Origin of the sequence: Kribbella sp. NPDC059898 (genome assembly GCF_042730855.1) — a bacterium.
Taxonomy (GTDB): Bacteria; Actinomycetota; Actinomycetes; order Propionibacteriales; family Kribbellaceae; genus Kribbella.
Genome location: NZ_JBHWKR010000001.1, coordinates 316,027 through 341,388 on the forward strand (window position 1 = coordinate 316,027; position 25,362 = coordinate 341,388).

Genomic DNA, 25,362 nt, shown 5'->3' on the forward strand with positions numbered 1-25,362 from the left:
AGCACTCTAGAACACCGCTCCCAGAGGTTGACAGTGGTCGACTGCGGTCGTTTCCTGAGGCCGTTTGTTACATCCTGTCGAGGAGTGCGATGAGAACACCCGCCTTCGGCGTCGCCCTTGCTCTCACGGTGGCGTCACTCACCGGTCCCGCCCAGGCCCATCCCCCGACGACCCAGGTCAGCGTCTGGGTCACCACACCGGACCGCGCCGAACTGCTGCACGAGCGTGCGCCGGTCTCGTTCCACGACGGCGCGAGCGACCGGACCACGATCACGGTCGACCCGCGGACGACGTACCAGACCATGGACGGCTTCGGTGCCGCGCTGACCGACTCGGCCGCCGCGGTGCTGTACCGGCTGAGCCCGGCCGTCCGTGAGCAAACGATGCGGAAGCTGTTCGACCCGAAGGAGGGCATCGGCGTCAGCTTCCTGCGGCAGCCTGTCGGCTCGTCCGACTTCACGGCCGCGAGCGAGCACTACACGTACGACGACGTACCGGCGGGCCAGACGGACTTCGGCCTGCAGCACTTCAGCGTCGCGCACGACGAGCAGCAGGTGCTGCCGCTGCTCCGGCGCGCCAAGCAGCTCAATCCACAGCTCGCGGTGATGGCGACGCCGTGGAGCCCGCCGGCCTGGATGAAGACCGGTGACTCGCTCGTCGGCGGCCGGCTGAAGGACGACCCGAAGGTGTACGACGCGTACGCGCGCTACCTGGTGAAGTTCGTGCAGGTGTACGCGCAGGCCGGCGTACCGGTCGACTACCTGTCGATCCAGAACGAGCCGCAGAACCGCAAGCCCAGCGGATACCCCGGCACCGACATGCCGGTCCGCCAGGAGGCCGCGGTCATCAACGCGCTCGGGCCGCTGCTGCGGAAGGTCAGCCCGCGGACCAAGATCCTCGGCTACGACCACAACTGGACGACCCACCCCGGCGACGTCGCGTCCACCCCGCCCGGCGAGGACCCGGAGACCGACTACCCGTACAAGCTGCTGCAGTCGTCCGCGGCGAAGTGGCTCGCGGGTACGGCGTACCACTGCTACTCCGGCGATCCGTCGAAGCAGACCGACCTGCACAACGCGTTCCCCACCAAGGGGATCTGGTTCACCGAGTGCTCCGGCTCGCACGGCCCGAACGACACGCCGCAGCAGATCTTCCGCGGCACGCTCACCTGGCACGCGCGGACGCTGATGATCGGTACGACGCGCAACTGGGCGAAGTCGGTCGTGAACTGGAACCTCGCGCTCGACTCGACCGGCGGCCCGCACCTCGGCGGCTGCGACACGTGCACCGGTCTCGTGACGCTGCAGCCGGACGGGGCAGTCACGACCGATGCGGAGTACTACACGATCGGGCACCTGTCGAAGTTCGTGCGGCCGGGCGCGGTGCGAATCGGGAGTACGTCGTACGGGACGACGGGATGGAACGGGCAGCTGATGTCCGCGGCGTTCCGCAACCCGGACGGTACGACGGCGCTCGTCGTACACAACGAGAACGACGATCCGCGGGCGTTCGCGGTCGCGGTCGGTGGCCAGTCGTTCGAGTACGAGCTGCCTGGTGGTGCGATCGCGACGTACACCTGGGGCCGGACGGCGGGCGACGTACCGCAGGAGCTGACGGCGGTGGCGGCGACCGCGAGCGACAACGCCGCTGATGCCGGGCTGCTGATCGATCAGGACGGGTCGACGGTGTGGCAGAGCAAGGCCGCGCAGACGCCTGGGCAGTGGGTGCAGGTGGATCTCGGGAAGGCGCAGACGTTCCGTCAGGTCGCCTTGGACAGTGGTGGGAATGCCGGTGACTACGCACGTGACTACGACGTTGCCGTGAGCAACGATGGGAGTAGCTGGCAGACGGTGTCGAGTGGAGCATCGAGCAGTCAACTGACGACGGTGACCTTCCGGCCGACGCATGCGCGGTACATCCGGGTCACGCAGACCGGGAGTGCTGGCAACTGGTGGAGTCTCGCGGATCTGCGGGTCTACAGGTGATCCTCCAGCTGCTCTGTCGCGATCACCGGAACTGGGGATAACGTCCCGTCATGAAGTTCCTGCTGACGTCCTCCGGCATCCGCAACCAGAGCATCTCCGACGCGCTCGTCGAGCTGCTGGGCAAGCCGATCGCGGAGTGCGACGCGCTGATCGTCCCGACCGCGATCTACCCGTTCCCCGGCGGCGGCGCCCAGGCGTGGCGGGCGATCTCCGGGAACGCCAAGGGTCCGTTGTGCGACCTGGGCTGGAAGTCCTTGAGCGTGCTGGAGCTCACGGCGCTGCCGACCATCCGGGAGGAGAGCTGGGTCCCCACGGTGCGCGAGGCCGACGCGCTGCTGGTGTGGGGCGGCGACGTTCTGTACCTGACGTACTGGATGCGGCAGTCCGGTCTCGCGGACCTCCTGCCCTCACTGACCTCGGTGTACGTCGGGGTGAGCGCCGGGAGCATCGCGGTGACGCCGTACAACTGCGACGCGGAGTTCGACCTGGAGTTCGTGCCGCCGGGCAGCGACATGGGGGAAGGTGCCGAGCGGGCGCTCGGGCTGGTCGACTTCACGCTGTACCCGCACCTCGGGCACCCGGACATGGCGGACACCACCCCGGAGAACATCGGGAAGTGGGCAGCCGGCATCCCGGTGCCGACGTACGCGATCGACGACGACACCGCGATCAAGGTCGTCGACGGCACCGTCGAGGTGATCAGCGAAGGCGAGTGGAAGCTGTTCGGCGCCTGACGCTCACGCCCCTTCGGTCGGTGCGAGAGGAAACGGAAACAGCAGCGTCATGCCAGGTTGCTACCGTCCGGCGGCATGGTGATCGAGGGAGTGGAACTGCGCGCTGCCGCGCCGACGGATCCCGACGTACTGGCGCTCACCGCCGCCCAGCAGGCCGAACTGGCCGGGATGTACGGCGAGGACCAGCCGCTGGTCGGGCTCCATCCTGACATCAGCTTCACCGTGCTGACACTGGACGGGACCGCGGCAGGCTGCGTCGGGCTCCAGCCGGTCGCCGCCGGGCTCGGGGAGATCAAACGGATGTACGTCGCCCCGGCCGCCCGCGGTTGGGGACTGTCGCGGGTCCTGCTGGACGCGGTCGAGTCCCAGGCCAGGTCCAGCGGTCTCACCACGCTCCGGCTGGAGACCGGGCGGCAGCAGGTCGAGGCGATCGCGCTCTACACGAACCACGGGTACCGCCCAACGCCGCCGTACCCGCCGTTCGAGAACTCCGCCGCCTCGACCTGCTTCGCGAAGGATCTCTAGAGGTTCAGCACCAGGTCGTCGCCCTCGCGGCGGAAGCCGAGGTTCTTCAAGTACGTCGACGAGTCGCGCATCCGCGGCGGTGCGATCACCTGCCGGAAGCCCTGCTCGGTGAACACGTCGCTGCGCCGGTACACGAACTCGCCCGGCGTGAAGTCGCGGTACTTCGGCACCACGTAGTCGAGGTCGATCTGCGCGCGCCCGCTGCCGGCGTCGTGCGCGAGGACCACACCGACGGTCCGGTCGCCGTGCTGCACCAGGAACGCGTACGGGCTCGCCCCGACCGCGAAGCCGGGGTTGAACCGGCTGATGTCCTTCCGATGCCGCTCGAGGACGAACCCGAGGTACGCGTCCCCGTCGCTCACCTGCAGCACCTCGTACGCCGTCTCGTCGTGCCGGTGCCGCAGCAGCCGCCACAGATGTACGACGTTGATGACCGCGAGTACGGCGTTCATCCCGACCATCGGCCAAACCCCGACGACCGCGTTGAACGCGACCAGGATCACGCAGCCGATCAGGTTCAGCACCCGCAGCCGCAGGATCCGCGTCTGCAGCAACGACAGCACGACGAGCGCCGACCCGCCCCACCCGATGACACTCCACACGTCCACAGCGGGAGACTAATGCGCGTGAACGAGTTCCTGCTGCTGGACGGCGCCCGGTTGCCGACGGTCGACCCGAGGTTGCTACGCGCAACCAGTTTCGGCCACTTCACCTCGCTGCAGGTCCGCGACGGTCACGTCGACGGCCTCGACCTGCACTTCGAACGACTGGACCGCAGTACCCACGAGCTCTTCGACCGCCCGCTCCCCGCCGACCGCGTCCGCGCCGACCTCCGCGCCGACCTGACCACCTACGACGCCGCCTACCTCACCAACTCCACCGACCCAGCCCTCCCGGTCGCCTCAGTCAATGACGTGACCTACGAGTATCACCCTGAGTCAGCCAATGCGATCGCCAAGGCATACGCAGCAGTCACCACGCAGCCGATCTGACTCAGCTCTGGAGGTCGGCAGCCGAATGGTCGCCCCACAACGCAGCGCGGCTGGCCAGCAGACGAGCGACCGGGATCTCCACGGCGAACGGCGCATCGACCTCGAGCACGTCGGTCGAACGCGCGTGAACAACCGGCGACCCCGATCTCAGGTCGACTACTACGATCTGGACGCCTTCCGGCTCGAGCTCGACCCGCCACATCCACCCGATGCCTGCCGCCGCGTACAACTGAGGCTTGAACACTCGGTCCATCGCGGCGTTCGACGGCGAAACCACCTCGACCACGAGGTGCACATCCTCGGGCCGCAACGCTACGGCTGCGGTGAGCAGGGCGGCCGACTGGGCGACAATGACATCCGGAACAAGCAGCCGTCCTGTGTTCAGCTGCACATTGGTCCCCTCCACAACGTCGGCTCCTGCCGGCGCTGCCTCGCGGAGGAACACCGAAAGCCGTCCAGCCACCAACTGATGCCGTGGCGCCGGTGCTGGTGTCACCAGCAAACTCCCATCGATGATCTCGTAGCGCTGCCCGTCATCGGGCAGACCGGCGAGATCGGCCGTGGTCCACGGTCCGAAATGAGAGAGCGACTCGGTCATCGAGATACCTGCTTTCTGGGTGCTTGGTACACGCCCCGGCACACACAGAGAATACGTGTTTCAGGTCTCGGTTCCGCGAAGAAATGACAGCTGTGGAGAACCTCTGTCAGGAACGCTCGGACCACCAGTGGAGGAGGGCTTCGCGGGCTTGGGGCTCGCTGAGGGGGCCCTCGTCGAGGCGGAGGTTCATCAGGAACTTGTAGGCCTCGCCGACCTCGCGGCCCGGGGGGATGCCGAGGATCTGCATGATCTGGTTGCCGTCGAGGTCCGGGCGGAGGGCGTCGAGCTCCTCCTGTTCCTTGAGGCGGTCGATGCGGGCCTCGAGGTCGTCGTACGCGGCCCGCAGGGACTCGGCCTTGCGGCGGTTACGGGTCGTGCAGTCGGCGCGGGTGAGGACGTGCAGGCGCTCGAGCTGGTCGCCGGCGTCGCGGACGTAGCGGCGTACGGCGGAGTCGGTCCACTCGCCCTCGCCGTACCCGTGGAAGCGCAGGTGCAGCTCGATCAGCTTGCTGACCTGGTCGATCTGCTCGTTGCTGAAGCGCAGCGCCTTCATCCGCTTCCGGGCCATCTTCGCGCCCTTGACGTCGTGGTGGTGGAACGTCACCTTGCCGCCGTCCTCGAACCGGCGGGTCTTCGGTTTCCCGATGTCGTGGATCAGCGCGGCGAACCGAACGACGAAATCGGGCGTCGGAACAGACAGACGGGATTCCAGATCGATGGCCTGATCGAGGACGGTGAGCGAGTGCTGGTACACATCCTTGTGCCGCTGGTGCTCGTCGGCCGTCTCCAGCAGCGCCGGCAGCTCCGGCAGCACGTGCTTGGCCAGCCCGGTGGAGACCAGCAGGTCGAGCCCGATCCGCGGGTGGTCGGCGCAGATCAGCTTCTCCAGCTCGTCGCGGACCCGTTCCGCGGACACGATCGTGATCCGGTCGGCCATCGCCCGCATCGCGGTCACCACGGCCGGGTCCGGCGTGAAGCCGAGCTGGGCCGCGAACCGGGCCGCCCGCATCATCCGCAGCGGGTCGTCACTGAACGAGTCCTCCGGCGTACCGGGAGTCCGGATCCGCTTGTTCGCGACGTCCTCGATCCCGCCGTACGGGTCGACGAACTGCCGGGACGGCAGCCGCACCGCCATCGCGTTCATCGCGAAGTCCCGGCGGGCCAGGTCGCCCTCCAGGCTGTCGCCGTAGGCCACCTCCGGTTTGCGCGAGGTGGGATCGTAGGTCTCCGACCTGTACGTCGTGACCTCGAGGACCCAATCCCCCTTGCGACTGCCGATGGTGCCGAACGCCTTGCCGATGTCCCACACGTGGTCCGCCCAGCCGGACAGCAACCGCTCGATCACGTCGGGGTGTGCTGACGTGGTGAAGTCGAGATCCTTGCTCCCCCGGCCGAGGAGAATGTCCCGGACAGGACCGCCGACCAGGGCGATCTCGTGGCCTGCGGCGGCGAACCGGGAGCCCAGTTCGTCGACGACGGGAGCGAGTTCCAGCAGGGCCTGGACGGCGCGCCGCTGGACGCCGGACAACGATCCGGCGGAGGCTGACTGGTCGGCAAAAGGTGACACGGGGAACTAGGTTACGGTGACGGCGTGTTCAGACGGCGACTGAGGCTCCCAGCGGTGCTGGGTGCCTGCCTGCTGGTTGCTGCTTCGGCAGCGACTCTCAGTGCTCCGGCCGATGCGCATCCGGTCGAGGACGACCCGTCCGTTCAGGTCACGATCGACACGTTCGGCCCGGTCGCGCCGAAGCCCGGTGACCAGGTCGTGATCAAGGGCCGGGTGACGAACACCAGTTCGGTCACCTTCGACGCCCCGCAGGCGCTCGCCTGTATCGATCGCACCCGGCTGTCCAGCACGTCCGCGCTGGAGGCGATCCCGACCGAGCAGAACATCCCGATGGACAAGCGGGACAGCTGCAGCAACCTGACCAACGACAGCCAGACCTTCCAGCCGTTCGAGCAGCCGCTGGCGCCGAAGCAGACGGTGAACTTCTCGCTGACGGTGCCGTGGAAGGAATGGCGGATCGACAACGACACCGGCGTGTACGTCGTCGGCGTGACGTTCCGCGGCGAGACGCCGGACGGCGGCCGGGTGATGGCCGGCCGGGCGCGGCTACTGATGCCGGTGATCGGCAAGCAGCCGTTGAAGCGGGTCGTCAACACGGCCCTCGTCGTACCGCTGCGCTTCCGCCCGACCCAGCTCGGCGGTCGCAACTTCGCGAACGAGTCACTCGCCAAGGCCCTCGCCCCGACCGGTTCGCTCGGCCGGCTGCTGGCCGTGGGCAGGCAGCACAAGGTGACCTGGCTGGCGGACCCGGCGACGCTCGACGAGGTCAAGCAGATGGCCAAGGGGTATGTGATCCTCGGCCAGAACGGCCAGACCACCCCCGGTACCGGTCAGGCCACCGCGGTCGCATGGCTGAAGGAGTTCGAGGCGTCGACCTCGAAGGGCAACGAGGTCGTCCTGCTCCCGTACGGCGACCCGGACGTCGCCGGGCTGCTGGACTCGGGCGCCCCGTTGAAGGACCTCGTCGGGCAGGCCCGGACCAAGACCGAGCACTCCGGCGGCGAGCTGACCCGCACCTTCACGAACGGGCTCTGGCTCGAGGGTGGCGCGGCCGCGAGCCGGTACCTGGGCGCGGCGTCGGGTGGCTTCACCGGCGCCACCTCGGACGACCTGAACCTGGTCAACAGCTCCTCCTGGTCCGCACGCACCCGCCCGGTCCTCACCAGCACCCCGGTGTACAACGTCCTCACGCCGGAAAGCCCCGACCACACCGTCCGGACCGTGATCGCGGACTCCGCGCTGACCGAGGGCGGTCCCGACCCGGAGACCGCCGACAACCCGCTCCAGGTACGGCAGCGGTTCGCGGCCGTGACCGCGCTGATCGCGGCCGCCGGTACGAACACCGCTTCTGTGGTTGCGCTCCCGCCGCGCGGCTGGGACCCGAACGGCACCGCCACCGCGGCGCTCGCGGGCAGCCTGTCGCTTCGCTGGATCAAGTCCGCGGACCTCGGCACGGTCGTGGCGGCCAACCCGAGGCCGCTGGCGATCAGGGCGCCGGCCGCGCCGCGGACCAACGGCGTACTGTCCGAGTCCCAGCTGCAGGCCGTCTCGCAGCTCGACACCGCGACCGCGACGATGCAGAGCCTGCTCGTCGACGGGAGCCAGTTGCCGGAGGTGATGACGCAGGCGCTGCTGCGGTCCACCTCGGCGAGCTGGACCGGGCACCCGGAGGAGGCGCGGTACTTCACCTCGATCGAGCGCGGCTCCGCGAGCCAGCAGCTCGGCAAGGTGCACCTGATCAACGCCAAGGTGGACAGCGGGCAGCGCAAGGAGATCAAGGTCAACCTGGCCGGCAGCAAGGGGACGTTCCCGCTGACGATCGCCAACGAGACCGACTGGTCGGTCCGGGTCGGCATCGTCGTCACGCCGGTGAACCGCACCGACCTGAAGATCAAGACCCCGCAGGCCGTCGTCCTCGGCCCGGGCCAGAAGTGGACCCCGCGGATCAACGCGAGCGCCGAGCAGAACGGGCTCATCCAGGCCAACGCGCAGGTGACCAACGCGGCCGGCGAGCCCGTCGGCAAGCCGCAGCAGATACTGATCCAGGCCAGCCAGTACGGCAGCGTCGGATGGATCTTCGTCGGCGCCGCGTGCGCACTGCTGTTCGGTACGTCGTTCGTCCGGATCTACCGCCGGATCCGGATCGAGCGCCGCAACCCGGCCGCGGTCACCACGAGCACCGAGCCGGCCGAGTCCGAGGAACCCGGCGGCACCGGCGACGAAACCCCTGATCCCGCCCACGGCCGCCATGCGGCGAACGGCGCTCCCGAGCAGGCCCCGGGAGCGTCCTTGAAAGAAGGAGTCGGTTCGAAGGATGGCTGACCGCACCCTGCGATCCGCGGCGGTGATGGCAGCCGGAACGGTGCTGTCCCGCCTGCTCGGATTCATCCGGATCGCCTTGCTCGCGGCCGCCATCGGCACCGCGCTGCGCGGCGACATCTTCACCGCCGCGAACACGATCCCGAACAGTCTGTACATCCTGCTGGCCGGCGGCGTGTTCAACACCGTGCTGGTCCCGCAACTGGTGCGCGCGATCAAGAACCACGACGACGGCGGCCAGGACTTCACCAACCGGGTGCTGACCTTCGGCTTCGTCGTACTCGCGGTCGTCACGGTCGGCTGCGTGCTGCTGGCGCCGGCGATCGCGGAGCTGTACCTGCCGAAGGAGCTGCACGAACCGTCCCGGGCGGCCGAGCGGGCGTCGATGGTGATGTTCGTCCGGCTCTGTCTGCCGCAGATCTTCTTCTACGGCGCGTTCGTCCTGGTCGGCCAGGTGCTGAACGCGCGCCGCCGGTTCGGCCCGATGATGTGGGCGCCGATCGCGAACAACATCGTCGCCTGTGCCTCGATCGTGGTCTTCCTGTTCATCTACCGGGTCGGCGACACGCCCCCGACGTACAGCCACGGCGAGGAACTGCTGCTCGGGCTCGGGCACACGGTCGGGATCGCCGTCCAGCTGCTCGTGCTGCTGCCGTACCTGCGGGCCAGCGGGCACCGGTACCGGGTCAAGTTCGGCCTCCGCGGGACCGGGCTGGGCCACACCGCCCGGCTCGGCCTGTGGACGGTGCTGTTCGTCGCCGTGAACCAGGTGACCCTGGTGGTCGTCACCCAGCTCGCGATCGCCGGTAGCGCCTCGGACGACCCGGGTGCGAAGGCCGGCCTGTTCGCGTACAGCACCGCGATGCTGATCATCCTGGTGCCGCACGGCATCGTCACGGTGTCGCTCGCCACGGCGGCGCTGCCGCAGATGTCCGCGCTGGCCGCCGACGGCGACACCGCCGAGGTGGGCCGGATGTCGGCGCGCTCGATCCGGCAGACGCTGGCGATCGTGGTCCCGGCGGCGGCCGCGATGATCGCGTTCGCCTATCCGATCGTCACGCTGATCGCCGGCTACGGTTCCGGTAAGAACAACCTGACGCTGATGTCGTACACGCTGATGACGCTCGCGCTCGGCATCGTCCCGTTCACCATCCAGTACTTCCAGCTGCGCACGTTCTACGCCTTCGAGGACACCCGGACGCCGTTCTTCCTGCAGTGCGTGATCGCGGCGACGAACATCGCAGCCGCGGTGATCGGGGTCCGGGTGCTGCTCGACGAGGACCACCTGCGGTTCAGCGGCGTGGTGCTCGGCGCGGCGTACGCGCTCGCGTACCTGGTCGCCGTACTGCTGTCCCGGCCGGTCCTGCGGCGGAAGGTGCCGCGGGTGCCGGGCGCCGGGATCGGGTTGCCGCTGCTCGCGATGGTGATCGCCGCGGTGGCCGGCGCCGGTGCGGGCAAGATCGTGCTGTGGGTGCTGAGCCTGGCGATCGACTGGTCCGGGCCGCTCGGTGCGATCCTCGAGCTCGCGGTGGCGGCGATCGTGATGCTGCCGGTGTACGCCGCCGTGTCGCGGGTACTCCGTATCCATGAGGTGAACGATGTGGTGTCCATGGTCACATCGAAGCTGCCGATCGGGCGGTGATCCGAACCGCTTGTGCATTAGTGCACCACCTGTCGGGTCAGTGGGGCACTAACATGGGGCCTGCGATCAGGCCGCTGGCGCTTCTAGGAGGGCGAGAGACACCGTGTCGAACCAGACCGTGAGTCCTGGTGCCTTGCTGGCCGGGCGGTACCGGATCGCCGAGTTGCTTGCGGAGATCGACGGTGCGCGGGTGTGGCGCGCCGTCGACGAGGTCCTCAGCCGCGCCGTCGTGGTCGACGTACTGCCGGTCGGCGACCCGCGGACCAACCTGCTCTTCGACGCCGCGCGCCGGGCCGCAGCGGCGAACGACCCGCGGTTCCTCCGGGTGCTCGACTGCGACATGCACGACGGCGTGACGTACTGCGTCCGCGAATGGGCCGGCGGCCGGAGCCTGGAGCGGATGCTCGGCAGCGGCCCGCTCACCGGGCAGCAGGCGGGCTGGCTGGCCCGCGAGGTGTCCGAGGCGCTCGAGAACCTGCACCGCACCGGCTACGCGCACGGCGCGATCAGCCCGGCGACCGTGGTGGTCACGGACGCCGGCGCGATCAAGGTCGTCGGCGTCGCCACCGAGGCGGCGCTGCGGTCGTCCGGCGCGGGGTCGCCCGAGGAGGACGTGCACTCGCTCGGCCAACTGCTCTTCGCGTCGCTCACCGGCCGCTGGCCCGGCCCGGCGCCCGCCTGGGGCCTCCAGCCGGCCCCGGTCGAGCACGGCCGGCTGCTGAGCCCGCGCCAGGTGCGCGCCGGCGTACCGCGCTCGCTGGACGACATCAGCGACCGGCTGCTCGGCGACCCGCCGCGGCACCACGCGCCGCCGATCACGAGCGCGGCCGGCCTGTCCGCTGCGCTGTCCGGCGTCGTCGGCAGCTCGCACGAGCCGCCGAACCAGATGGACGAGACCGTCCAGGTCGCCAGCCAGAACGGCAGCGTCGACGACGCCACCCAGGTGGTGCCGCAGGCCCCGCCGCCGGCGCTCGACCCGACGTACACCGCCGAGCCGAACGGGTACCGCCCGCCGCAACCGGCGTACGAACCGTCCACCGACACGCGGCCGGTCCGCCGGCAGCCCGCGCCGTCGAACGGGAACGGCCGCCGCCGGGACGAGCCGAAGCAGAAGCAGAAGGGCTCGTGGGGCGGCCGGATCCTGATCCTGCTCGCGATCCTCGCGCTGCTGTCGGTGATCCTGCTCGCGCAGTTCCTGCTCAAGGGCGCGATGAACAAGGACAACAGCAACACCAAGGGCGGCTCGGGCGGCACCACGACCAGCGCGCCGCCGCAGACCAGCACCACCCCGTCGACCACCGGCGGGAAGGCGACGATCGCCGGCGCCCAGGACTTCGACCCGCCGCCCGGCAACGGCGAGGAGCACCACAAGGACGTCCCGAACACGTACGACGGCGACCCGAGCACGACCTGGAAGACGCAGTCGTACAAGGGCAACCCGAACCTCGGCGGCCTGAAGACCGGCGTCGGCATCATCTACGACCTCGGCACCAAGACCCCGGTGTCGAAGGTCGCGGTCGCCCTGCAGGGTAACGACACCAGCATCCAGCTGATGGTCCCGAAGGGCGACACCAGTACGTCGCCGACCGCGATCAGCGGCTGGACGGCCGTCGCGACCAAGGCGGACCAGCCCGAAGGTACGGTGACCCTGACCCCCTCGGCGCCGACCGAGACACGGTACGTACTGGTCTGGCTGACCAAGCTGCCGAAGGTGTCGGACGGTTACCAGGGCACCATCTCGGAGGTCACGATCCAGAAATGACCGCGCATGTCGACTCGGGCAATCCGCCGCCCCGTCGTCCGGAGGTTCCGCGCATCGGCACGGAGGACCCGGTCGCCCAGGGTGGCGCGCAGCCTGCCCGGCCGAGTGGACCGGCCGGTTTGGACGAGCTGGACGACCACGAGCTGCTCCGGATGCACGTCGCCGGCAACCCGGACTCGTTCGGGTTCCTGGTCAAGCGGCACCGGGACCGGATGTGGGCGGTCGCGATCCGTACCCTCGGCGAGCCCGAGGAGGCCGCCGACGCGCTCCAGGAGGCGTTCATCTCGGCGTTCCGCCGGGCGGACTCGTTCCGCGGCGACGCGAAGGTGACCACCTGGCTGCACCGGATCGTGGTGAACGCCTGTCTGGACCGAATCCGCCGGCGCCAGGTGCGGGCGGCGGACCCGCTGCCCGAGGACGAGGACCGCGCGGCCGAGCTGGCCGGCCCGACCGAGGACGACCCGGCGGAGGTCCGCGAGCGCCGGCTCGACGTACTGAACGCACTGAAGCAGATCAACGAGGACCAGCGCGCGGCGCTGGTCCTGGTCGACATGGAGGGGTACTCGATCGAGGAGGCGGCCGCGATCCTGGACTGCGCGCCCGGCACGGTCAAGTCCCGCTGCGCGCGCGGCCGCGCCAAGCTGCTGCCGTTGCTGCGGCACTGGCAAACTTCCAGAAAAGAGTCCGCCGCGGAAGCAGTGGGAACCGAATGAGTGGGTATGCCGTCGAAGCGAAGTCGCCTGCCTCTGGCGACCGCACGCCTGACGCCTACCGGAGTCCTCTTATGAACACGCCGCGCACCTCCCGTGAGGAGGCGAGCCCCCGATGACCGATCCCGGTCTGCCGACCAGTGAGCACCTCGAGCACCTGGACACGGACACGATCGCCGACCTGATCGAGAACCTGCTGCCTGCCCCCGAGGCACACAGCGCCCGTGAGCATGTGAAGGCATGCCCGGACTGCCAGCAGACGTACGACGCCCTGCTGCAACTGACCGAGGACCTCGCCGAGGAGGGCCGCAGCGACATCCCGATCCCGGCCGACGTCGCCGAGCACCTGGACGCGGTGATCGTGTCCGAGTCGGTGCTGCGCGCGTCCACGGTCGGGGTGCACTCGCTGGCCCAGCTCCGCGAGGAGCCGCGCCGGCACCTGCCGAAGCTGCTCGGTGCCGCCGCCGGTGTGGTGCTGATCGCGGCGCTCGGCGTCGGGGTCGTGTTCGCCACCAAGGACCAGGCGAACGAGGGCGCCGCCGCCACCGACGCCAACACGCCGCCGGCCGACACCGTGACGATCGCCAGCAAGGACATCAGCTCGGCCACCAAGCGCTGGCTGGACCACACCCCGAACGCGATCCTGCACGGCTCGACCGACGAGCAGGCCTGCGCCCGGGCGTTCGCGGCCGGCCGCTCGAACTCGAACGTCCGGCTCGTGCAGCCCGCCAAGGTGGACGGCAAGCGGGCCACGATCATCGGGCTGCAGGGCGCGACGGTGAGCCAGATCCAGATCTTCGCGGTCACCGGATGTAGCTCCCCGGGCGGCGTCGGCACGTCGATCTACGACACCACGGTGACACTCAGCAACCGCTGAATCAGCCGATGCGGTAGAGCAGGCTGTCGGTGGGTACGGTGGGAATGGTCGGCCTCTAGGATCCGTTGAGTACGACGTCACTGTCTCGACGACACCGAGGAACGCCTGCATGAGCGAGTCCACCGCAGTCCGCAACGTCATCATCGTCGGCTCCGGCCCGGCCGGGTACACCGCCGCCGTGTACGCCGCCCGTGCGGCGCTGGAACCGTTGGTGTTCGAGGGCTCCGTCACCGCCGGCGGCGCGCTGATGAACACCACCGAGGTGGAGAACTTCCCCGGCTTCTCACAGGGCATCATGGGCCCGGCGCTGATGGACGAGATGCGCACCCAGGCCGAGCGGTTCGGCGCCGAGCTGGTGCCGGACGACGTGATCAAGGTCGACCTGACCGGCGACATCAAGGTGGTCACCGACTCGGCCGGTACCGAGCACCGCGCGAAGGCCGTCATCCTGGCGATGGGCTCCGGCTACCGCAAGCTCGGTCTGGCCGACGAGGACCGGATGTCCGGGCACGGCGTGTCCTGGTGTGCGACCTGTGACGGCTTCTTCTTCCGGGACCAGGAGATCGCGGTCGTCGGCGGCGGCGACTCCGCCGTCGAGGAGGCCACCTTCCTGACCAAGTTCGCGAAGAAGGTGCACCTGGTGCACCGCCGCGACGAGCTGCGCGCCTCGAAGATCATGGCCGACCGGGCGTTCGCCAACGACAAGCTCGAGTTCCAGTGGAACTCCGCCGTCGACAAGATCCACGGTGAGGACAAGCTCAGCCACCTGACGCTGAAGGACACCGTCACCGGCGAGACCCGCGAACTGCCGGCCACCGGCCTGTTCATCGCGATCGGCCACGACCCGCGCTCGGAGCTGGTCAAGGGCCAGGTCGACCTGGACGAGGAGGGGTACGTGCTGGTCAAGCCGGACAGCACCGAGACCAACCTGCGCGGCGTGTTCGCTGCCGGCGACCTGGTGGACCACACCTACCGGCAGGCGATCACCGCCGCCGGCACCGGCTGTGCGGCCGCGCTGGACGCGGAGCGCTTCCTCGCCACCCTGGAGGACGCGGAGCACGCCGCGGCCGCCACCGAGCCCGTCTCCGTCTGAACCTCCACACACAATCACCTGAAGGAGTTACGCCCGTGGGCGAGAAGATGAACGCCGTCACCGACGCCGAGTTCGACCAGACCGTGCTGAAGAGCGACAAGCCGGTTCTGGTGGACTTCTGGGCCGAGTGGTGTGGCCCGTGCCGCCAGGTGTCCCCGATCCTGGAGGAGCTGAACCAGGACTACGGCGACAAGATCACGTTCCTGAAGATGGACGTCGACCAGAACCCGGTCACCCCGAGCAATTACAAGGTCACCGGTATCCCTACTATCAACGTCTACGTGAACGGTGAGCTGGCGAAGTCCATCGTCGGCGCCAAGCCGAAGGCAGCGCTGCTGAAGGAGCTCGCGGACTTCACGGCCTGAGTTACCCGCCACACCGGCAAGGAGCTTTACCTGATGGAATCCCCGCACGGCGTGTACCGGATCGGCGACCGCGGTGAGGCGGTCGCGGAGATCGTCGGCAAGCTGCAGAGACTGGGGCTGCTGACCGGCGGTCACGACGTCTACGACGAGGCGACCGCACACGCTGTCCGGGGGTTCCAGCAGCAACGCGGGCTGATGATCGACGGGATCGTCGGCCCGCAGACGTACCGTGCGATCGACGACGCCCGCTGGCGGCTGGGCGACCGGCTGCTGACGTTCGTCCCGACGCATCCGCTGAGCGGTGACGACGTGCTGAGCCTGCAGGCGAAGCTGCAGGAGCTCGGGTTCGCGGTCGCCCGGATCGACGGGATCTTCGGCGCCGACACGCAGCGTGCCGTGACCGAGTTCCAGCGGAACATGGGGCTCCCGGCGGACGGGACCTGCGGGCCGTCGACGTTCAAGGCGCTGCAGCGGATCCGCCCGATGGCCACCGGCGGTCGGCCGGACGCGCTGCGGGCGCGAGAGGCCGTGCGTGCGGCCGGCCCGCGGCTGTCCGGCAAGACGGTCGTGATCGACGCGGGGCACGGCGGCTTCGACTACGGCTGGGAGGGGTACGGGCTGCGCGAGTCGGACATCGCGTACGACCTGGCCTCCCGGATCGAGGGCCGGCTCGGCGCCACCGGCGTACGGGCGTATCTCTCGCGGGGCCGCGACCAGGGGCCGGACGAGCTCGCGCGGGCCGCGTTCGCGAATGAGACGGACGCGAACCTGTGCGTCTCGCTGCACACCGACGGTTCGATGAACCCGGACGCGCAGGGCGTCGCGACGTACTACTACGGCAACGACCTGCACGGCGCCTCGTCGAGCGTCGGGGAGCAGTTCGCCGGTCTGGTGCAGCGCGAGATCGTCGCCCGGACGGATCTGCTGGACTGCCGTACGCACGCCAAGACCTGGGACCTGCTGCGCCGTACGAAGATGCCGGCGGTCCGGCTGGAGATCGGGTACGTGACGAATCCGCACGACTCGGCCCGGCTCGCGGACCCGGCGTTCCGGGACGTGATCGCGGAGTCGATCGTGGTCGCGATCCAGCGCGTCTACCTCCCCCCGGACCAAGACGCCGCCACCGGCATGCTCCGCCTCGGCCAACTGACCGTGTAGGTCCTTTGTGGCTATAATTCCATCAGGGAATGTAGCCACAGGAGGGTGGGTAACGTGGAGGTCGGCGTTCGGGAACTACGCGACAACCTGAGCCGTCACCTGGCCGAGGTCCGTTCCGGTCACACGGTGACAGTCACCGACCACGGGCAACCAGTGGCTCGCATCGTGCCTGTCGGACGACCGACACGGCTGGAGCAGCTTCGCTCCGAGGGGCGTGTTCAGCCCGCCCGCCAGAAGAAGCAGCCTGCGCCCGATCCGATTCGTGCCGAAGGCCCGGTCGGCGAGCTCATCGACGAGCAGCGCCGGTGATCGGCTATCTCGATACGTCGGCGTTCGTGCCGCTGCTGGTCAGTGAGCCCAGCAGTCCAGCCTGTCGCCGATTCTGGGACGATGCCGACGCCGTGGTCTCGAGCCGACTGCTGTACGTGGAGACCGCCGCCGCGCTCGCACAGGCCCATCGCATGGGGCGCCTGGACGACCGTGCGTATTCGTCATGCCAACGGCTGCTGGAAGAGTTGTGGCCGCAACTCGAGGTCACCGAGGTGAACGAGGCCTTGGTTCGGCGTGCGGCCGAACTCGCGAATCTCTTGGCGCTGCGTGGGTACGACGCCGTCCACTGTGCTTCCGCCGAGCAACTGGAGGACGCCGATCTCGTCGTTGCGTCCGGCGATAAGCGTCTGCTCGATGCGTGGAAGTCGTTGGGACTGGCGACCTTCGACACGAACACGTCCGAATGACCTGTCTCGTGACCATCACGAGTGATCCTCGAGTTTGATTCTCGGCAGGATGCGGTCCAGGCCGCGCGGCAGGCGCCACGCCCGTTCGCCGAGCAATCGCAGTACGGCGGGCACGATGATGCAGCGGATCAGCAGTGCGTCGAGGAGTACCGCGGTGGCGAGGCCTAGTCCGAACTGTTTCAGCATCCGGTCCGGGCTGAGCAGGAAGGCGCCGAACACCACGATCATGATCGCGGCCGCCGCGGTGATCACACTCCCGGTGGTCGCGAGCCCTTCCCGGACGGCGGCCGTCGCGTCCTTGGAACGCCGCCATTCCTCGTGGATGCGGGACACCAGGAAGACCTCGTAGTCCATCGACAACCCGAACACGATCGCGAAGATCATCACCGGGACGAACGCCTCGATCGGCCCGGCCTGCGCGCCGAACCAGCCGCGCTGGAACACCAACGTGATCACGCCGAGCGAGGCACCGATGCTGAGGAGGTTGAGTACGGCGGCCTTCAGCGGGATCAGCACCGAACGGAACACCGCCATCAGCAGCACCGCCGACAACCCAACCACCACGAGGACGAAGATCGGCAGCCGCTTGCTCACCGCCGCGGCGAAGTCGTCCGCGGCCGCCGTCGACCCGCCGACCAGGTACGCCCCTTCCAGCGTCGGCAACGTGTCCTTCCGCAGCCGCTGGACGAGATCGCTCGTCGCGGCGTCCTGCGGCGCCGACTTCGGGAACGCCAATACGGTCGTGATCTTCCCGTCCGGTGTCCGCTGCGGCGGAGTCACCGCGGCGATGTCGGGATCCTTCGCGAGCGTCTGCCCCAGCAGTTGCGCGTCCCCGTCCTCCGACACGACGACGAGCGGACCGTTGAACCCCGGCCCGAATCCTTCCGCCAGCAGGTCGTACGCCTTCCGGCTGGTCTTCACCGGATCATCGGTCCCGGCATCCGCGAACCCGAGCCGCATCCCCAACGCCGGCAACGACAACGCCGCCAGTGCGACGACACCGAGCAGCAACGGCACCCACGGCCCACGCTGTACAGCCCCAGCCAGCTTCCGCCAGCCGTCGCCCGGCGTACGCGGCTGCTTCGCGGCATGCTTCCGCACACTCCGCTCGATCCGCTTCCCGAACAGGGTCAGCAACGACGGCAGCAAGGTCACCGCCGCGAGCATCGTCATCAGGACGGTCATCGTCACGCCGAGCGCGATCCCCTGCAGCGAACCCAGTCCCAACGCCAGCAGGCCGAGCAGCGCGATCACCACCGTGCAACCGGCGAACATCACCGACCGCCCCGCGGTGTCCAGGGCAACGACCTTCGGATCGCCCTCGCCCTTCAACAGCTCGTGCCGATACCGGGAGAAGATCAGCAGCGCGTAGTCGATGCCGACACCGAGCCCGACGAGCATCATCACCGGTGTCGTGTACTCCGGCACCTTGAACAGATGCGACGCCAGCATCAGCAGGCCGACCGTGCTGCCGACGGCGAACACCGCGGTCAGCAGCGGAAGTGTTGCCGCAAGCAACGATCCGAACAGGAACACCAGGATCACCAGTGCGGCAAGGATTCCGGCCCCCTCGGCGGCGCCGCCCGAACTGTCGGACGCGCTCCGCGCGAGGTCTCCCCCGACCTCCACCTGGAACCCCGGCCGGGCGAAGTCCTGCGCCCGATGGATGATCGTCCGTACGCCGTCCACCGGCATGTCCGCGGCGGCCGCGTCGAGGCTCACGGTCGCGTACGCCGTACGTCGATCTGTCGACAAATCGCTCTGTCCACCGAACGGGTCGGCGACCGCGGAGACGTGCGGGAGCACCCGGACCGCGGCGAGCATCGACGCGACGCGGGACTTCTCCGCGTCCAGACCGCCGTCGGCGCGGACGACGATCTGCACGGACGCGGTGTCGCCCTTCGGCTGGTGCGCCGCGAAGATGTCGGCCACTCGCTGGGAGTCGGTGCCGGGGAGCGAGGTGTCACTCCGGTAGTTGGCGCCGACCGCCGTCGCCGCGCCGGTGACGGCGGCCAGGACGACGACCCACAGCACGAGCGCCAGGCCGGCGTGCCGCATCGCCCAGCCCGACACCCGGTGCAGCAAGCCGGGTCGGGTCGCTTGCCGGATCGGGGTGTTCACGGTCATCGGGAATCCTTGATAAGTAGATTGGCTACATGTTGCCTCTCGACACTAGCAGGCATATGAGTAGACTGGCTACATGAAGGCGGATGCGTTGCGTGGACACCTGGACCCGATGATCCTGGCGGTCGTCGAGGCCGAACCGCTGCACGGCTACGCGATCATGGAGGCGCTGCTCGAGCGCAGCGGCGGCGAGCTCGACCTGCCGACCGGCACGCTCTACCCGGCGCTGCGGCGCCTGGAGCGGGCGGGCTACCTGGCCAGCGAGTGGAGCACGGTCAGCGGGCGGAAGCGGCGTACGTACCAGCTCACCAGCTCGGGCGAGAAGATGCTCGCGTCCGGCAAGCAGGACTGGCTGACGTTCCGGGCCGTGGTGGAAGGGGTGCTACGCCCGAGCCAGGCGTAGACCGCGTGCGGCCTGCACGCTGACGAACGCGAGCGGCAGCACGACGAACGTCCCGACCACGCCGAACGCCGGCACGCCCGGCGCGTGGTTGCTGGTCGCTGCCATCAGTACGCCGATCCCGGCGACCAGCGCGGATCCGGCCAGCGCGAAGAGCGCGGTCACCCGGCTCAGGTGTTCCCGCACGACGGCGTAGCGGACACCGATCCCGGTCGCCAGTACGGCGAGCACCGCGCCGCCGATCACCACGCTGCCGATCGCGCGGACGACCGTCTGCAGCACGGCGTTGAGGGCGCTCGGCGACTCCGGCCCCTGCGTCCAGATCCAGACTCCGCTCTGCCACACGATCGGCTGGATCATCAGCGCGAACAGGAGCATCATCGCCGTCCGCCGGCTCTGGCTGATCGCCAGCTCAGCGCGGTACCCCGGCACCACGTCCGGCAGTTCGCCGAAGTCGGCGACCGCCGCCCGCTCCGCGTCGTTCCGCTCGTGCCCGTCCGCCTCGAACGCCTCGGTCGCATCGGTCAGATGGTCACGAGCCTCCGCCAGCAGATCCGCCTTCCGCCGCCGCGGCCCACGCAGCTCCCGGCGCAACGCCGCCAGGTAGTCGTCGACCGGCGTACTGGTTCTGGACACCCCTCCAGTATGGGGAGACCCCGCCCAACTCACGTCCGGGGTCCCACTGAGTCACCCCTGATCAATGCTGCGGTAGTTCGATCGCGCGGGCCGCGTCGTGGATCGGTTTCGTCACCTTCGCGATCATCGCGTCCTTGCCCGGCATCCGCGGCAGCACGCGGAGCATCTGCGCCCCGAACCAGCTCTGCAGCTTGCTCTTCGACACCATCCGGCCAAGGTTGTCCCGCCCGAGCTTCAGGTTCTGCTCGACGTACGGCCGCATCAGCCGTTCGTACTGGGTGAACGCGACAGCCGGCTCGGACCGGGACAGCTCGCCCGCCAGCACGTACGCACCGACGAGCGCGAGGCTGGTCCCCTGCCCCGAGGCGAACGACGGGCAGTACGCCGCGTCGCCGAGCAGCGCGACGCGTCCCCGGCTGTACCGCTCGAGCCGAACCTGGCTGACTGTGTCGAAGTAGAAGTCGTCGGCCTGAGCGATGCCGTCGAGCAAGCGATCCGTGTCCCAGCCCGCGCCGCGGAATCTGTCCTCGAGGATCTGCAACTGCCCGGGGCGGTCGTGCCGGTCGAACCCGCCGTCCGGTGTCGCGGTAAGGAACAGCACCTTGGCGTCGGCGCTGCCCGCGGTGCTATAGAGGTTCACGGTCCGGCCGGGCACCGAGTAGATGAGCTCCCAGCGGTCCAGCTCCAGGTGGTTCGGCACCGTGCCGATCGAGACCAGGTGCCCGAGATCGTCGAGCGCGTCGCCACCGAGGGCCAGTTCGCGGACGGCGGAGTGCAGCCCGTCGGCGCCGAACACCAGGTCGAACGAGCGGGGCGCGGCCTGCCCGAACGTGACCTCGCCGGTGTCCGCGTCCATCCCTGTGACGATCTCGCCGAACAGGTACTCCACGCTGCCCCGGGTCTCGTCGTACAGGATCCGGCTGAGGTCACCCCGCATCACCTCGAGGTCGGCCTCGCCGCGGCCCATGAACAGGTCCGCCGGTACGTCGACCATCCGCTTGCCGGCGCCGTTCACGAACGACATGAACCGCATGTCGGTCTCGAGCCCTTCGAGGCGGTCCTTCAGCCCCATCCGTTCGACCACGTCGATCGCGGCGCCACGGATGTCGATCTTGTACCCGCCCGCCCGCAGCTCGGGTGCTCGTTCGACGACCGTCACCCGTACCCGTACTTGGTCAGCCACCACGCCAACGCCGGACCGGCGATACTCGCGCCGACGACCAGAACCCGCCCCTTGTCCATGCGGGCGAGCAAAGCACAACCCCTGCCCCAAGGCCCGCCTGTCGATCAGGGTCGAAAGGCTCGCGCCTTCCGCCGCCGACGCAGTACGACGAAGAAGCCGACGTACGCGATCACGACAATGGCGAAGCCGACCCACGTGACGATGGGAGTATCGCCCGCCGGCCAGAGGCGGCCTTCGAAGTAGTGGCGGATGAAGCCGCCTCGGTAGCGGGGTTCGCCGGCGCGGCTCCGGAAGTACTGCTCGGTCCAGGTCACCGGGCAGGTGAAGCTCACCAGCGTGATGACGACGTTCCAGACGACGATGGCGAGGTGGAACCAGATCACCCGCGGCCACCGCCAGGCGAGGAAGCCGCCGACGAGGAAGAACAGCAGCAGAACGCCGTGCACGACCGCGACCAGGTCGGCCAGCGCACGCCACACCACGGTCTACTCCGGACCGGACCGCAGCGCATCCCGGACGGTCACCGGTGCGGACGGCGACTGCTCCGGCCGGATCGCGCCCATCAGCCGCTCGACCGCCGCCTCCATCTCACTGCGCCAGGTGATCGTGGAGCGCAGATCCAGCCGTAGCCGCGGAGTGCGTGGATGCTCCCGCACCACCCCGAACCCGACCGCCCGCAGGAACTCGGTCGGCCACACGCAGCTCGGCCCGTCCCAGCGCGAGTCGCCGAACGCCTCGACGGCCCGGAACCCGCGCTTCATGACGTCCTTCGCGATCGCCTGCACCAGGATCTTCCCGAGCCCGAGCCCCAGGTACCGCGGCAGGATCCGCCCGGTCGCCAGTACGACGGCGTCCGGGCTGACCGGTGCGGTCGGGAACGCCTGGATCCGGGGCAGGTACTTCGCCGGCGCGTACACGGCGAACCCGGCCGGCTCGTCGTCGACGTACAGCACGATCCCAGCGGTCCCCCAGTCCAGCAGCAACTGCGACAGCCACGCCTCCTTCTCGAGCGCGGTGTCGCCGTTCCGGATCGCGTGCCGCGCGGCGACCGGGTCGAGCTCCCAGAACACGCACTCCCGGCACGGCACCGGTAACCCGTCGAGGTTGTCGAGGGTCAGGGGTTCGAGCCGGCGGGCCATCAGCGGATCCGATCAGCGATACGGGCTGTTAGGTTCGTCACGACGTGTCATCGGGTGGCCGGCTCGGTCACCGGTCGCGGGACGACGGCCGGCGGCCGCACATCCGGAGTACGCGTCGCCTGCGGGGCGACGTACCGCTGCTGCACCTTGACCGGTTGCCGCCGGAACAGCTCCGCGGCGAACCCTGCCAACACACCCAGCAACAGGCCCGCGAACGTCCACCCGGCTGTCTTGCCCACACTCATTCCGTTCCACCTCTCAGGCCGCACCGGACTGTCCGGCTGTCTCAACAGCCAGATTCCGGCATGGTCGAACCTGCCCCTATAAGGCATGGTAGTGAGAGGTCACGCCGATCCCCAGCCCCGACTGCGGTGTCTCGACGTAACCTGGTGACTTCCCCCTCGATCACCGTTGGAGTGCCCTCGTGAGTGCTGACGTGCCCGATGTCCGGCAGACCCGTCTCGACAACTACGTCGAGGCGTACGCGGCCCGGACGAAGGGCATGACCGCATCGGAGATCCGCGCGCTGTTCTCGGTCGCCAGCCGGCCCGAGGTGGTCTCACTGGCCGGCGGAATGCCGAACATCGCCGGCCTGCCGCTGGACGTGGTCGGCGGCGCGGTCCGCGACCTGGTGATCGACAACGGCGCCGTCGCGATGCAGTACGGCTCCGGTCAGGGCGACCCGACGCTGCGGGATCAGATCTGCGACATCATGCGGCTCGAGGGCATCGAGGCGCACCCCGACGACGTCGTGGTCACGGTCGGCAGCCAGCAGGCCGTCGACCTGGTGACCCGGGTGTTCTGCGACCCGGGCGACGTGGTGATCTGCGAGGCGCCGTCGTACGTCGGCGCGCTCGGCGTCTTCCGCGCGTACCAGTGCGAGGTCGTGCACGTCGCGATGGACGACGACGGCGTCGTACCGGAGGCCCTCGAGCAGGCGATCGCGGCGGTACGGGCGGCCGGCAAGCGGATCAAGTTCTTCTACACGATCCCGAACTTCCACAACCCGGCCGGTGTCTCGCTGTCCGACGAGCGGCGCGCGCGGGTGCTGGAGATCTGCCAGCAGGCCTCGGTGCTCGTGCTGGAGGACAACCCGTACGGGCTACTCGGGTTCGAGGGCGAGCCGCAGAAGGCGTTGCGGGCCGCGGATCGCGAAGGCGTCATCTACCTCGGCTCGTTCTCGAAGACGTTCGCGCCCGGGTTCCGGGTCGGGTGGGCGGTCGCGCCGCACGCGGTCCGGGAGAAGCTCGTGCTGGCGCAGGAGTCCGCGACCCTGTGCCCGCCGACGTTCAGCCAGCTCGCGATCTCGTCGTACCTGATCCGGCACGACTGGATGGGGCAGGTGAAGCAGTTCCGTGAGATGTACCGCGAGCGCCGGGACGCGATGCTCGCGGCGTTGACCGAGAAGATGCCGGCGGCAACGACCTGGACGCGGCCGCGGGGCGGCTTCTACGTCTGGCTGACCCTGCCGGAGGGGCTGGACGCGAAGGCGATGCTGCCGCGGGCGGTCACGGCGCGGGTCGCGTACGTGCCCGGAACCGCCTTCTTCGCCGACGGTTTCGGCTCCCAGTGCATGCGGTTGTCGTACTGTCATCCGACGCCGGAGCGGATCACCGAGGGCGTCGGCAGACTGGCCGCGGTGATCAACGAGGAGCTCGAGCTCCGGCAGACCTTCGGCCCGCTCCCCCCGGGCGCCGGCCGCGACTACGACGCTCCGGGCCCGGAGCTGACCTAGGTACCCTCCGCAAAGGTTGCGCAAGGGACCAACGGGTGGCCGGGGGTCCATGCTGCGGTAGGGGTACCGTTCCAGTGGGCCTCGGGGCCGGCGACGGCGCCGGAGACGCCCACGAGTGATCGGGATATTTGTGATGAGTGATCTGGGTCGAGTGCTGGTTCTGGCCGGCGGTCTGTCGCACGAGCGGGACGTCTCGCTGCGCTCCGGCCGCCGCGTGGCGGACGCTCTGCGCAGCGTCGGCGTCGAGGTCGAGCAGCGGGACGTCGATGCCTCCCTCGTCGATCGATTGCGCGAGGATCCACCGGACGCGGTCTTCCCCGTCCTGCACGGCGTCACCGGCGAGGACGGCGCACTCCGCCAGGTCCTCGACCTGTACGGCGTCCCGTACGTCGGTGCCGACGCGGCTGCGTGCCGTACGGCGTTCGACAAGCCGGTCGCGTCGACGGTCGTCGGCAACGCGGGGCTGCACACGCCGGCATCCGTCGTGCTCGGGCACGACACGTTCCGCGAACTGGGCGCCGCCGCGCTGATGGAGGCCGTGGTCGCTCAGATCGGGCTGCCGCTCGTGGTGAAGCCGGCCCGCGGTGGTTCGGCGCTCGGTGCGTCGATCGTGCGGTCGGCGGACGAACTGCCCGCCGCGATGGTGAACTGCTACGCGTACGGTCCGGTCGCGCTGATCGAGCAGTACGTCGACGGCACCGAGGTGGCGGTGACTGTCGTCGACACGGGCGACGGGCCGCGCGCACTGCCGGCTGTCGAGATCCGCCCGGACTCGGGGTTCTACGACTACGAGGCGCGGTACACGGCCGGCGCGACGCAGTTCGTCGTACCCGCCCGGCTCGAGCCCGAGGCGGCCGGCGCGTGCGCCGCAGCGGCCGTTCAGGCGCATCAGGCGCTGGGGCTGCGGGACTTGTCGCGGACCGACCTGGTCGTCGACGCAGCGGGCGTTCCGTGGTTCCTGGAGGTCAATGTGGCGCCTGGGATGACGGAGACGTCGCTCGTCCCGCTCGCCGCGGAAGCCGCCGGGATCGAGCTCGGTGTGCTCTGCCGCGACCTGCTCGCTACTGCTGCCGCCCGCTGA

The 25,362-nt window shown here is 69.3% G+C and carries 26 protein-coding genes; 17 read left to right on the forward strand and 9 right to left on the reverse strand.

Annotated elements, in window-relative coordinates; all coding sequences use genetic code 11:
- Window positions 1-89: 89 nt before the first annotated feature.
- From ACFV9C_RS01590 to ACFV9C_RS01600, 3 genes are all read left to right on the forward strand, one after another.
- Window positions 90-1,985: a discoidin domain-containing protein gene (locus ACFV9C_RS01590; RefSeq protein WP_380189896.1), complete on the forward strand. Its 1,896-nt coding sequence runs from the start codon at window positions 90-92 to the stop codon at window positions 1,983-1,985.
- A gap of 50 nt (window positions 1,986-2,035) precedes the next feature.
- A complete protein-coding gene (locus ACFV9C_RS01595; protein WP_380189898.1) occupies window positions 2,036-2,719 on the forward strand; it encodes a Type 1 glutamine amidotransferase-like domain-containing protein in 684 nt (227 codons plus the stop codon).
- A gap of 75 nt (window positions 2,720-2,794) precedes the next feature.
- A complete protein-coding gene (locus tag ACFV9C_RS01600; protein WP_380189900.1) occupies window positions 2,795-3,244 on the forward strand; it encodes a GNAT family N-acetyltransferase in 450 nt (149 codons plus the stop codon).
- Here the strand turns inward: ACFV9C_RS01600 and ACFV9C_RS01605 are convergent.
- Complete coding sequence (locus ACFV9C_RS01605) at window positions 3,241-3,852, reverse strand: hypothetical protein (protein ID WP_380189902.1); 612 nt, start codon at window positions 3,850-3,852, stop codon at window positions 3,241-3,243. The genes ACFV9C_RS01600 and ACFV9C_RS01605 overlap by 4 nt on opposite strands.
- 18 nt (window positions 3,853-3,870) lie before the next feature.
- Between ACFV9C_RS01605 and ACFV9C_RS01610 the strand changes: the two genes are divergently transcribed.
- A complete protein-coding gene (locus ACFV9C_RS01610) occupies window positions 3,871-4,236 on the forward strand; it encodes a hypothetical protein (protein ID WP_380189904.1) in 366 nt (121 codons plus the stop codon).
- 1 nt (window position 4,237) lies between these two features.
- Here the strand turns inward: ACFV9C_RS01610 and ACFV9C_RS01615 are convergent, their stop codons facing one another.
- Both ACFV9C_RS01615 and ACFV9C_RS01620 read right to left on the reverse strand, forming a co-directional pair.
- Window positions 4,238-4,834, reverse strand: coding sequence for a Uma2 family endonuclease (locus ACFV9C_RS01615; RefSeq protein ID WP_380189906.1), 597 nt, complete (start codon window positions 4,832-4,834; stop codon window positions 4,238-4,240).
- A gap of 106 nt (window positions 4,835-4,940) precedes the next feature.
- The gene (locus ACFV9C_RS01620; protein ID WP_380190872.1) at window positions 4,941-6,362 is read right to left on the reverse strand and encodes a CCA tRNA nucleotidyltransferase; all 1,422 of its coding nucleotides are present in this window, start codon (window positions 6,360-6,362) and stop codon (window positions 4,941-4,943) included.
- A 63-nt stretch (window positions 6,363-6,425) separates the two neighbouring features.
- Here ACFV9C_RS01620 and ACFV9C_RS01625 point away from each other — a divergent pair, with 63 nt between their 5' ends.
- The 10 genes from ACFV9C_RS01625 to ACFV9C_RS01670 all read left to right on the forward strand — a co-directional run bounded on the left by ACFV9C_RS01625 (window position 6,426) and on the right by ACFV9C_RS01670 (window position 17,064).
- Window positions 6,426-8,723, forward strand: coding sequence for a hypothetical protein (locus ACFV9C_RS01625; RefSeq protein WP_380189908.1), 2,298 nt, complete (start codon window positions 6,426-6,428; stop codon window positions 8,721-8,723).
- The gene (murJ, locus tag ACFV9C_RS01630; RefSeq protein ID WP_380189910.1) at window positions 8,716-10,362 is read left to right on the forward strand and encodes a murein biosynthesis integral membrane protein MurJ; all 1,647 of its coding nucleotides are present in this window, start codon (window positions 8,716-8,718) and stop codon (window positions 10,360-10,362) included. Before ACFV9C_RS01625 ends, murJ begins: the two co-directional genes overlap by 8 nt.
- A gap of 103 nt (window positions 10,363-10,465) precedes the next feature.
- Window positions 10,466-12,124 (forward strand): protein kinase family protein, encoded by a 1,659-nt coding sequence (locus tag ACFV9C_RS01635; RefSeq protein ID WP_380189912.1) that lies wholly within the window; start codon window positions 10,466-10,468, stop codon window positions 12,122-12,124.
- A complete protein-coding gene (sigM, locus tag ACFV9C_RS01640; protein ID WP_380189914.1) occupies window positions 12,121-12,837 on the forward strand; it encodes an RNA polymerase sigma factor SigM in 717 nt (238 codons plus the stop codon). Before ACFV9C_RS01635 ends, sigM begins: the two co-directional genes overlap by 4 nt.
- A 112-nt stretch (window positions 12,838-12,949) precedes the next feature.
- Window positions 12,950-13,711 (forward strand): anti-sigma factor family protein, encoded by a 762-nt coding sequence (locus ACFV9C_RS01645; protein ID WP_380189916.1) that lies wholly within the window; start codon window positions 12,950-12,952, stop codon window positions 13,709-13,711.
- A gap of 109 nt (window positions 13,712-13,820) precedes the next feature.
- Window positions 13,821-14,804 (forward strand): thioredoxin-disulfide reductase, encoded by a 984-nt coding sequence (gene trxB / locus ACFV9C_RS01650; RefSeq protein ID WP_380189918.1) that lies wholly within the window; start codon window positions 13,821-13,823, stop codon window positions 14,802-14,804.
- 35 nt (window positions 14,805-14,839) lie between these two features.
- Window positions 14,840-15,169, forward strand: a complete 330-nt coding sequence (trxA, locus tag ACFV9C_RS01655) for a thioredoxin (RefSeq protein ID WP_380189920.1) — start codon at window positions 14,840-14,842, stop codon at window positions 15,167-15,169.
- Between the two features lie 33 nt (window positions 15,170-15,202).
- Window positions 15,203-16,327, forward strand: coding sequence for an N-acetylmuramoyl-L-alanine amidase (locus ACFV9C_RS01660; protein WP_380189922.1), 1,125 nt, complete (start codon window positions 15,203-15,205; stop codon window positions 16,325-16,327).
- Between the two features lie 54 nt (window positions 16,328-16,381).
- Entirely contained in the window at window positions 16,382-16,636 is a 255-nt protein-coding gene (locus ACFV9C_RS01665) for a type II toxin-antitoxin system Phd/YefM family antitoxin (protein ID WP_380189923.1), read from the forward strand.
- Window positions 16,633-17,064: a type II toxin-antitoxin system VapC family toxin gene (locus ACFV9C_RS01670; RefSeq protein ID WP_380189925.1), complete on the forward strand. Its 432-nt coding sequence runs from the start codon at window positions 16,633-16,635 to the stop codon at window positions 17,062-17,064. The genes ACFV9C_RS01665 and ACFV9C_RS01670 overlap by 4 nt, the downstream gene beginning before the upstream one ends.
- 15 nt (window positions 17,065-17,079) lie before the next feature.
- On the opposite strand, the gene ACFV9C_RS01675 is transcribed toward ACFV9C_RS01670, so the two are convergent.
- The gene (locus ACFV9C_RS01675; protein ID WP_380189927.1) at window positions 17,080-19,191 is read right to left on the reverse strand and encodes an MMPL family transporter; all 2,112 of its coding nucleotides are present in this window, start codon (window positions 19,189-19,191) and stop codon (window positions 17,080-17,082) included.
- A gap of 73 nt (window positions 19,192-19,264) precedes the next feature.
- Here ACFV9C_RS01675 and ACFV9C_RS01680 point away from each other — a divergent pair, with 73 nt between their 5' ends.
- Window positions 19,265-19,591: a PadR family transcriptional regulator gene (locus ACFV9C_RS01680; protein WP_380189929.1), complete on the forward strand. Its 327-nt coding sequence runs from the start codon at window positions 19,265-19,267 to the stop codon at window positions 19,589-19,591.
- On the opposite strand, the gene ACFV9C_RS01685 is transcribed toward ACFV9C_RS01680, so the two are convergent.
- The 5 genes from ACFV9C_RS01685 to ACFV9C_RS01705 form a co-directional block, all read right to left on the reverse strand.
- On the reverse strand, window positions 19,571-20,224 hold the full coding sequence (locus tag ACFV9C_RS01685; protein WP_380189931.1) for a permease prefix domain 1-containing protein: 654 nt from the start codon (window positions 20,222-20,224) through the stop codon (window positions 19,571-19,573). The genes ACFV9C_RS01680 and ACFV9C_RS01685 overlap by 21 nt on opposite strands.
- Window positions 20,225-20,285: 61 nt before the next feature.
- Window positions 20,286-21,407 (reverse strand): FAD-dependent monooxygenase, encoded by a 1,122-nt coding sequence (locus tag ACFV9C_RS01690; RefSeq protein ID WP_380189933.1) that lies wholly within the window; start codon window positions 21,405-21,407, stop codon window positions 20,286-20,288.
- A gap of 104 nt (window positions 21,408-21,511) precedes the next feature.
- Entirely contained in the window at window positions 21,512-21,889 is a 378-nt protein-coding gene (locus ACFV9C_RS01695; RefSeq protein ID WP_380189935.1) for a DUF2784 domain-containing protein, read from the reverse strand.
- A 3-nt stretch (window positions 21,890-21,892) separates the two neighbouring features.
- Window positions 21,893-22,546, reverse strand: a complete 654-nt coding sequence (locus ACFV9C_RS01700) for a GNAT family N-acetyltransferase (RefSeq protein WP_380189937.1) — start codon at window positions 22,544-22,546, stop codon at window positions 21,893-21,895.
- A 47-nt stretch (window positions 22,547-22,593) separates the two neighbouring features.
- Entirely contained in the window at window positions 22,594-22,791 is a 198-nt protein-coding gene (locus ACFV9C_RS01705) for a hypothetical protein (RefSeq protein WP_380189939.1), read from the reverse strand.
- Window positions 22,792-22,970: 179 nt separating this feature from the next.
- Here ACFV9C_RS01705 and ACFV9C_RS01710 point away from each other — a divergent pair, with 179 nt between their 5' ends.
- Both ACFV9C_RS01710 and ACFV9C_RS01715 read left to right on the forward strand, forming a co-directional pair.
- The gene (locus tag ACFV9C_RS01710) at window positions 22,971-24,281 is read left to right on the forward strand and encodes a PLP-dependent aminotransferase family protein (protein WP_380189941.1); all 1,311 of its coding nucleotides are present in this window, start codon (window positions 22,971-22,973) and stop codon (window positions 24,279-24,281) included.
- A 133-nt stretch (window positions 24,282-24,414) separates the two neighbouring features.
- On the forward strand, window positions 24,415-25,362 hold the full coding sequence (locus ACFV9C_RS01715; protein WP_380189943.1) for a D-alanine--D-alanine ligase: 948 nt from the start codon (window positions 24,415-24,417) through the stop codon (window positions 25,360-25,362).

Bases quoted from the DNA above. Each gene is read 5' to 3' on its own strand.
- ACFV9C_RS01590 (WP_380189896.1), top strand. From the start codon at position 90: ATGAGAACACCCGCCTTCGGCGTCGCCCTTGCTCTCACGGTGGCGTCA.
- ACFV9C_RS01595 (WP_380189898.1), top strand. From the start codon at position 2,036: ATGAAGTTCCTGCTGACGTCCTCCGGCATCCGCAACCAGAGCATCTCC.
- ACFV9C_RS01600 (WP_380189900.1), top strand. From the start codon at position 2,795: ATGGTGATCGAGGGAGTGGAACTGCGCGCTGCCGCGCCGACGGATCCC.
- ACFV9C_RS01615 (WP_380189906.1), bottom strand. From the start codon at position 4,834: ATGACCGAGTCGCTCTCTCATTTCGGACCGTGGACCACGGCCGATCTC.
- murJ (WP_380189910.1), top strand. From the start codon at position 8,716: ATGGCTGACCGCACCCTGCGATCCGCGGCGGTGATGGCAGCCGGAACG.
- sigM (WP_380189914.1), top strand. From the start codon at position 12,121: ATGACCGCGCATGTCGACTCGGGCAATCCGCCGCCCCGTCGTCCGGAG.
- ACFV9C_RS01645 (WP_380189916.1), top strand. From the start codon at position 12,950: ATGACCGATCCCGGTCTGCCGACCAGTGAGCACCTCGAGCACCTGGAC.
- trxB (WP_380189918.1), top strand. From the start codon at position 13,821: ATGAGCGAGTCCACCGCAGTCCGCAACGTCATCATCGTCGGCTCCGGC.
- ACFV9C_RS01660 (WP_380189922.1), top strand. From the start codon at position 15,203: ATGGAATCCCCGCACGGCGTGTACCGGATCGGCGACCGCGGTGAGGCG.
- ACFV9C_RS01675 (WP_380189927.1), bottom strand. From the start codon at position 19,191: ATGACCGTGAACACCCCGATCCGGCAAGCGACCCGACCCGGCTTGCTG.
- ACFV9C_RS01680 (WP_380189929.1), top strand. From the start codon at position 19,265: ATGAAGGCGGATGCGTTGCGTGGACACCTGGACCCGATGATCCTGGCG.
- ACFV9C_RS01700 (WP_380189937.1), bottom strand. From the start codon at position 22,546: ATGGCCCGCCGGCTCGAACCCCTGACCCTCGACAACCTCGACGGGTTA.
- ACFV9C_RS01705 (WP_380189939.1), bottom strand. From the start codon at position 22,791: ATGAGTGTGGGCAAGACAGCCGGGTGGACGTTCGCGGGCCTGTTGCTG.
- ACFV9C_RS01715 (WP_380189943.1), top strand. From the start codon at position 24,415: ATGAGTGATCTGGGTCGAGTGCTGGTTCTGGCCGGCGGTCTGTCGCAC.